The sequence below is a fragment of the Streptomyces sp. 2A115 genome (assembly GCF_052245575.1).
In the GTDB taxonomy this organism is placed as follows: domain Bacteria; phylum Actinomycetota; class Actinomycetes; order Streptomycetales; family Streptomycetaceae; genus Streptomyces.
Genome location: NZ_JBQQCG010000173.1, coordinates 1 through 6,755, shown reverse-complemented (window position 1 = coordinate 6,755; position 6,755 = coordinate 1). Strand labels below are relative to the sequence as shown.

The 6,755-nt window shown below is 68.8% G+C and carries 7 protein-coding genes and 2 pseudogenes; 2 read left to right on the top strand and 7 right to left on the bottom strand.

Going from position 1 to position 6,755, the window contains the following annotated elements:
- Positions 1-154 precede the first annotated feature (154 nt).
- The 5 genes from ACTWQR_RS54985 to ACTWQR_RS54965 all read right to left on the bottom strand — a co-directional run bounded on the left by ACTWQR_RS54985 (position 155) and on the right by ACTWQR_RS54965 (position 4,550).
- Entirely contained in the window at positions 155-820 is a 666-nt protein-coding gene (locus ACTWQR_RS54985; protein ID WP_443234888.1) for a response regulator, read from the bottom strand.
- The gene (locus tag ACTWQR_RS54980) at positions 817-2,088 is read right to left on the bottom strand and encodes a sensor histidine kinase (protein WP_443234887.1); all 1,272 of its coding nucleotides are present in this window, start codon (positions 2,086-2,088) and stop codon (positions 817-819) included. Before ACTWQR_RS54980 ends, ACTWQR_RS54985 begins: the two co-directional genes overlap by 4 nt.
- 122 nt (positions 2,089-2,210) lie before the next feature.
- On the bottom strand, positions 2,211-3,056 hold the full coding sequence (locus ACTWQR_RS54975; protein WP_443234886.1) for an ABC transporter permease subunit: 846 nt from the start codon (positions 3,054-3,056) through the stop codon (positions 2,211-2,213).
- Complete coding sequence (locus tag ACTWQR_RS54970; protein WP_443234885.1) at positions 3,053-3,991, bottom strand: ATP-binding cassette domain-containing protein; 939 nt, start codon at positions 3,989-3,991, stop codon at positions 3,053-3,055. The genes ACTWQR_RS54975 and ACTWQR_RS54970 overlap by 4 nt, the downstream gene beginning before the upstream one ends.
- Positions 3,992-4,277: 286 nt before the next feature.
- Positions 4,278-4,550, bottom strand: a complete 273-nt coding sequence (locus ACTWQR_RS54965; protein ID WP_443234884.1) for a hypothetical protein — start codon at positions 4,548-4,550, stop codon at positions 4,278-4,280.
- A 6-nt stretch (positions 4,551-4,556) separates the two neighbouring features.
- Here ACTWQR_RS54965 and ACTWQR_RS54960 point away from each other — a divergent pair, with 6 nt between their 5' ends.
- Positions 4,557-4,748: a hypothetical protein gene (locus ACTWQR_RS54960; protein WP_443234883.1), complete on the top strand. Its 192-nt coding sequence runs from the start codon at positions 4,557-4,559 to the stop codon at positions 4,746-4,748.
- A gap of 356 nt (positions 4,749-5,104) precedes the next feature.
- Positions 5,105-5,251, top strand: a pseudogene (locus ACTWQR_RS54955) (IS5/IS1182 family transposase); the annotation flags it as partial.
- Positions 5,252-5,287: 36 nt separating this feature from the next.
- Here the strand turns inward: ACTWQR_RS54955 and ACTWQR_RS54950 are convergent.
- Positions 5,288-6,061 (bottom strand): SDR family NAD(P)-dependent oxidoreductase, encoded by a 774-nt coding sequence (locus ACTWQR_RS54950; RefSeq protein ID WP_443234882.1) that lies wholly within the window; start codon positions 6,059-6,061, stop codon positions 5,288-5,290.
- 224 nt (positions 6,062-6,285) lie between these two features.
- A pseudogene (locus tag ACTWQR_RS54945) lies at positions 6,286-6,755 on the bottom strand (hypothetical protein); the annotation flags it as partial.

The following is a 6,755-nucleotide window of genomic DNA, read 5'->3' as shown; positions in this document are numbered from 1 at the left end:
CGCACCGTCCGCGGCCGTCCCCTCGACGGCAAGCGACACGCCGCCCACCGTCTCGAGAGAGTGAGCCTTCTGGATCGTCATCAGGTGTCCCTTCTGGTGAAGTTCCCACCTAATTCATGACACTCCCCATGGTAGACCCGCAGTGTGCGGTCGGTCATGCGCCGGGGTGGGCGTAACCGTTCTGGTAGGCGATCACGACGAGTTGGGCGCGGTCGCGGACGCCGAGCTTGGTCATGATGCGGTTCACGTGGGTCTTGGCGGTCGAGGGCGAGATGTGGAGCTGTTCGGCGATGGCGTCGTTGGAGAGGCCGGCGGCCACGAAATGGAGCACTTGGCGCTCGCGGTCGGTCAAGGGTGTCAGCTCGGGGGTCGGAGTGCTCGTCCTGTCCGGTGAGGCCAGGTAGTGGGCGATGAGTGTCCTGGTCGCCCTGGGTGACAGCAGCGCCTCTCCGCGGGCGACGAGCCGGATGGCGTCGAGGAGGTAGGAGAGTTCCACGCTTTTTCCGAGGAACCCGCTGGCCCCGGCACGCAGTGCGTGGAAGACGTGCTCGTCGGCTTCGAAGGTGGTCAGGATCAGCACCCGTACGCCCGCGAGGTCTTCGTCCGCGGAGATGGCGCGCGTGGCGGCGAGGCCGTCCATGTCGGGCATCCGGATGTCCATCAGTACGACGTCGGCACGGGTGCTGCGGGCCAGCGCGACCGCCTCTTCGCCCGTCGCCGCCTCGCCGACGACCTCCAGGTCCGGCTCCGACTCGATGAGCATGCGGAAGCTGGTGCGGACGAGGTCCTGGTCGTCGGCGAGCAGAACGCGGATGCTCATCCCTGCCTTCCCTTGGCGGCGGTCGCGGGCAGGGCCGTGCCCGACCAGTCTGACGTGCGGTTGTCGGTCGGTGGTCCGGCCGCGGGCAGCGGTAGACGCACAGTGAGACGAAAACGACCGTCGGCGTCCGCGCCGGCATGGAGACTGCCGCCGACCGCCTGGGCTCGTTCGCGCATGCCGGTCAGCCCGTGCCCGGTGCCCAGCGCGGCCGACTCCGGGTACGGGCCGGAGGCCAGGGGGTTGGTGATCCGGATGCGCAGTGCGTCGGGCCCGTAGTCGACGAGCAGGTCCGCCTCGGCGGTCGTGCCGTGCTTGTGCGCGTTGGTCAGTCCCTCCTGGACGACGCGGTAGGCGGTCAGGTCGATGGCGGTCGGCAGGGGGCACGGGTGGCCGGCCTGCCGATGGCGGACGCTCAGCCCGGCGGCGGTCAGCGATTCGAGGAGCCCTCCGAGGCGGGACAGTCCGGGCACGGGTTCGGTCGGCTGCGTCTCGTCCGTCGTCTCGTCGCCGGACTGGCGCAGTACGTGCAGCAGCGGGCCCAGTTCGTCCAGGACCGTGCGGCCGGCGTCGCGGATGTGACCGAGCGCCACCTCGGCCTGATCCGGCCGGCCTCGCAGGAAGTGACCGGCGACCCCTGCCTGAATGGTGATCAGGGCGATGTGGTGGGCGATCACGTCATGGAGTTCCCGCGCGATGCGCAGCCGCTCTTCGGCGACCCGGCGGCGGGCCTCTTCCTCCTTGCTCGCCTCCGCCCGCAGCGCTCGCTCCTCCATCGCGGCGGCGTAGTCGTGCCAGGTGCGTACGGTGGCCCCGACGGCGGCGAACATCCCGGTCCAGGCGAACACGGCACCGGCCTCCGGGCCGGCGGCCGAATCCGTCGCATAGGTGATGACCGCGTACAGGGAGAGGGCCGTGGCCGAGACGGCGATCAAGGCGATCCGCCGGCAGACCGTTCGGGCCACGGTGTAGACCGCGATCAACGCGGCGACCTTCAGCACCCGCGACGGATACGACGCGAGGACGGTGAAGGCCACCTCCCCGAGCACTGTCAGCGCCAGGACGGGCAGCGGTGCGCGGCGGCGGGCCAGCAGAAGCAGGAACGCGGCCGCCGCGGCGACGGCGTCGGCGCCCGACGGCTGTACGCCGTCGGGCCACCGTCCGAACAGCAGGGGCAGCAGGCCGATACCGCCCACGAGGGTGGCGAGAGCGGCGTCCAGCAGGCGCGGGTGAGCGCCGGTGACCCGTTGCAGCGACGCCGGTCCGATCACTGCTTCACCGTTCCTTAGTGCAGGTCCTCAGTACAGATCCTCGGTTTCGGACAGATGCGGCCGACTGTCCTCACGCCTGAAGGCGTACGAGCGTGTTGACGGCGTGACCGCGGCAACCGGGGTCACGCGTCGCGTTGCTTGAACAGTACGGCCGCGCCTGCCAGGAGCACGACGATGTAGCCGGCGAACACCGCGAGCCCGGCCCCGGATGACAGCGAGTCACTTGCCGTCCGCACCGTCATGACCGCGTTCGCCGCATTCGACGGCAGGTACGGGCCGATGGCGTCGTTCCAGCTGCTCGGCAGCAGCTGGACCAGGCCGGGCACCACGAACAGCGCGCCCACCACGAGGGTGATCGCTCCGGCGGTGTTGCGCAGCAGGACGCCGACCGCCAGTCCGATCAGCCCGGCTCCGGTGAGGTAGACCGCCGCGCCGACAAGCGCCCGGAACACCCCTGGATCGGACAGCGCTGTGGTGTCCAGACCGCGGGATGACAGGACCGACTGACCCGCCAGGAAGGCCCCCAGGACCGCGACGAACATGAGCACGAAGCTCACCACGGCGAAGACGGTCACCTTGCCCCACAACACCGGCAGGCGTGAGGGGACCGCGGCCAGCGTGGCGCGGATGGATCCGGTGGCGTATTCGCCGGCGCTCATCAGCACCCCGAGCACCGCGACGGCCAGCGCGGCGAGCATCACCCCGCCCAGGCTGATCGAGGTCGGGTCACCGAAATCGTCTTCTCCCGGGCCATCTCCGGAGCCGACCACACTGCTGAACAGCAGCCCGAAGCCGATGACCAGGGCCACGGTGATCGCCAGCGTGTAGAGCGTCGAGCGCAGCGACCGCAGTTTGATCCATTCCATGTGGACGACCCGCGGGAACGTGACCCGTTGACCGCCCGCATGCCGGCCGGCGGTCCCGGTCGTCTTCTGTGCGTCCTGTGTGCCGAGGGCGGTGGTGCTCATCGGTTCGTCCTTCCCGCGGTGGCGAACTCGGTGGTGGTGGCTTGGTATTCGACCGAGTCGCGGGTCAGCTCCATGAACGCCTCCTCCAGCGAGGCCTCCTGAACGAACAACTCGTGGAGCACCAGCCCGGCGGCCGCGGCGCGTTCGCCGATCTCGGCGGCCTCCAGCCCCTGGACGTCCAGCACGCCTGGCCGGCTGCTGCTGACCGAGACGCCGTCACCCACCAGCAGGTCACGCAGGGACGCGGCCTGCGGCGACTGCACCCGTACGCTCCGGCCGGCGGACTGGGCGATGAAGTCGGCGAGCGGCCCCGCGGACAGCAGCCGGCCGCGCCCGATCACGATGAGGTCCTCGGCGATCAACGCCATCTCGGTCATCAGGTGGGAGGACACGAAGACGGTGCGCCCCTGGTCCGCGAGGTCCTTCAGGAGGTTGCGGATCCACAGCACGCCTTCGGGGTCGAGGCCGTTGACCGGCTCGTCCAGCATGACGATCTGCGGGTCGCCGAGCAGTGCCGAGGCGATGCCCAGCCGCTGCCCCATGCCCAGAGAGAAGCCGCCCGCCCGCTTGTGGGCCACCTCCGTCAGGCCGACCATGTCGATCACTTCCAGCACCCGCCGCTTGCCGATGCCGCTGCTCGCCGCCAGCGCGAGCAGGTGGTGATACGCCGAGCGTCCAGGGTGGATCGACTTCGCCTCCAGCAACGCCCCGATCTCCTCCAGCGGGGCCCTGTGCTCCTCGTAGGGGCGGCCGTTGACGCGGACGGTGCCGGACGACGGGCGGTCAAGACCCATGACCATCCGCATCGTCGTCGACTTGCCCGCCCCGTTGGGCCCGAGAAAGCCCGTCACCACTCCAGGACGCACGTTGAAGCTCAGCGCGTCGACCGCGAGCTTGTCGCCGTACCGCTTGCTGAGGTTGTTCACCTCGATCACCAGCCACCTCCGGGTTGTTCCAGGCCTCAAGGTTCTTGCAGGAGGGCCGGCTTTGGCGTCGCCCTACGGCGGTCACTGCCTGTACCACGACCGTGGTACGCCGCTGTCTGCGGCAGCGACCTTGGGGTGACGCTCGTCGCCGCTCGCTGTGGTCGAACGAGGCTGACCGTCGACTCGAGATGATCGTGACCGGCCGATCCGTCGGCCGGCGCTGACCTTTACACAGAGCGTCGCCCGCGCCCCGTCGGCGGGGGCGCGGGCGACGGGCTTGGCGTGCGGTCGCGGCTCAGCGCGAGCCGGCGCGGCGTATACGTGCCTTCAGTTTCGGGAACTGCTCGAGGGCGTTGGTCCGCTCCAGAGCGATCCGCTGGCGCCCGCTGTAGATCTCGTCGACGGTCGGTTCGGGGTCGCCTGCCTTGAGATTCGGCAGGCAGCGCGACCATTGGCAGGGCGGCAGTACCGATCTGTGACAGTCGCTCGGTGCTCTGGCCCACCTGAGCGCGACCACGAATCCCGACAGCTGCAGCAGCGTATCGAGGACCAGCAGACCCAGCGACACCAGCCCATGGCGGAACAGGCCAAGCTACGGGAGCGCCTGCGGGCGGTGCGCGAGATCGCGCCGGGATATCGCGGTCGGCTCGACGAGATCGTGCAGGCAGTCGAGCGCGGCACAGCCGACTACAAGTGGCTGCCGCCCCTGCCCGCCCAGCCGGAGCAACTGCCGCCTCTGACCACGGATGCGGCCCAGCGACTGTAGCTGCTGGTCACCATGGCCGGTCCGGGAACCCTCGACGCGCACATCCATTACTGCCCCGATCCGGACACCCTGCCGAACCCCGCAGATGTCGCCGACCGCATCAGGGAACTGGAAGCGGCCGAGGAAGCTCTCCAACTCTCCGTGCGATCGAGGGTGGAGCGATCAGCCTTGGCCAGGCTTCCGGCAGATCTCCTGTGCAGAGGTGTCTACGTCACCAGTCGCGGTGATCGGGTTCGGTGTCATCTCGTACCGACCACGCGATCCTTTGCTCCGCTGACTGCTTCGGGGACTGGAAGAAGCGTTCTTGCGCTGATCCTGACTCAAAGGCGGCCACTCGCCACGCGGCCGACCCAACCGGATGGATCATGATGCATCGCCGTCTCGCCCGCAACTACGAGACCCTGCCCGCCAGCTCCCAAGCCATGATCCACCTCGCCTCGATCGACAACCTCGCCATGCGCACAACGGACGAGACCACATCCACCTGGCGAGGAACCTACTAGGAAATAAACGGCAATTCGTCTACATCGAACGCCGTCTCAGGCTATGAACCGGGCGGCCAGGTGAATCCGTGCTTTACGGGTGAGGCAAGCCGTCAGGCCGGCGAGGAAGCGGTTCTGCCTGCCCGATATCGCGCCGGGCGGGCGGCGGGATCCGTCGAGAACGCGGAAGGCGGTGTCGACGACCTGCGCGGGAGTCTGGAAGCTCGCGCCTCCGGGGGCACCCGAGGCCTCGTAAAAGCCCGTCTCGGTGGGTCCGGGCGAAAGGCTCAGAACGTTGACGCCCGTGTCCTTCGTCTCGTACCACAGCGCCTCAGTGAAATGCAGCACGAACGTCTTCGTCGCCGCGTAGACGGCCAGCCGCGGCACCGGCAGACAGGCGGTCACACTGGCCACGTTGACGACTGTTCCAGTGCCCTCACTGATCATGCCGGGCAGGAAGTGATGCGTCAGCTCGACCAGTGAGGCGATGTTGAGCTGGATCTCGGCCGTCAGGCGTGACAGTTCGGCATCCGCGAACCGACCATGGCTCCCGGCGCCTGCATTGTTGACCAGAGTGCCGACGGTGATGCCCCGGTCCTCGATCTGCCGGGCCAACTTCGTACCGGCGCCCGGCACGGACAGATCAGCGGGGATGACGGTTGCCTTGACGCCATGAAACTCCGCCAGCTCGGACGACAGTGTGGTCATCCTCTCCTCCCTGCGAGCAACGAGCACCACGTCCGCGCCCCGGCTTGCCAGCCTCCGGGCGAATTCGGTTCCGATGCCCGAGCTGGCTCCCGTGACCAGTGCCGTCGTGCCGGTGTAGTCCATGAAGGCCTCTCTCTTGTCGGGCCGGCGCCCGCGTATGGCCGACGCCCTCAAAAGAAACGGTCACGCGGCACCTGGGGTTCATCCGTGTCCGGTCTCCCGCCTGAGCAGCTACGGCCGGTAGCGGATCTCCAGCATCACGCGGCCTCCGGTTGTCCGATACGGGCCGTGTTCCATGCCCGTGGGCACGGCAGCGAAGTCTCCGGCGCGGAGAGTCTGATCCAGGGTCAGGTCGTGGAGATCGCCTTCGAGGAGATAGACAGGCCGAAGACCACGTCGGTCACCTGCTCGGGGCTGATTCCGGCGGTGGCGAGCGGGTCGAGGATGAGCTTGCGGTCCTCGACCATGCTGGGGCCGACGACGATCGTGTCGCCGTCGCGCAGGAGGGAGACGGTCGAGGCGACGTGCCACGGCTTCTCTCGGCCGTCGCGGTCGGTGTTCCGGGTGTCTTGGCTGTCGTAGCCGGTGGTCAGCCGGGTGAATGTGGCCGTCGTGTGAGGCGATGGTCCTTCGTTGATCGTGAGGGAATGGCCGGATGGAGGGCGAGGTGTGCCGTCCATACCGGGGCTTGAGGGTGTGCGAAGCCGCGCCCCGGTGCGGCTCTCGCGAACCGTCGGCGGGGCGGGGTGGCCGAACTCAGTCGGCGGTGCTCTGGGTGCGGCGGGCGTATGCGCGGGCGGCGCGGGCGCGGTCGCCG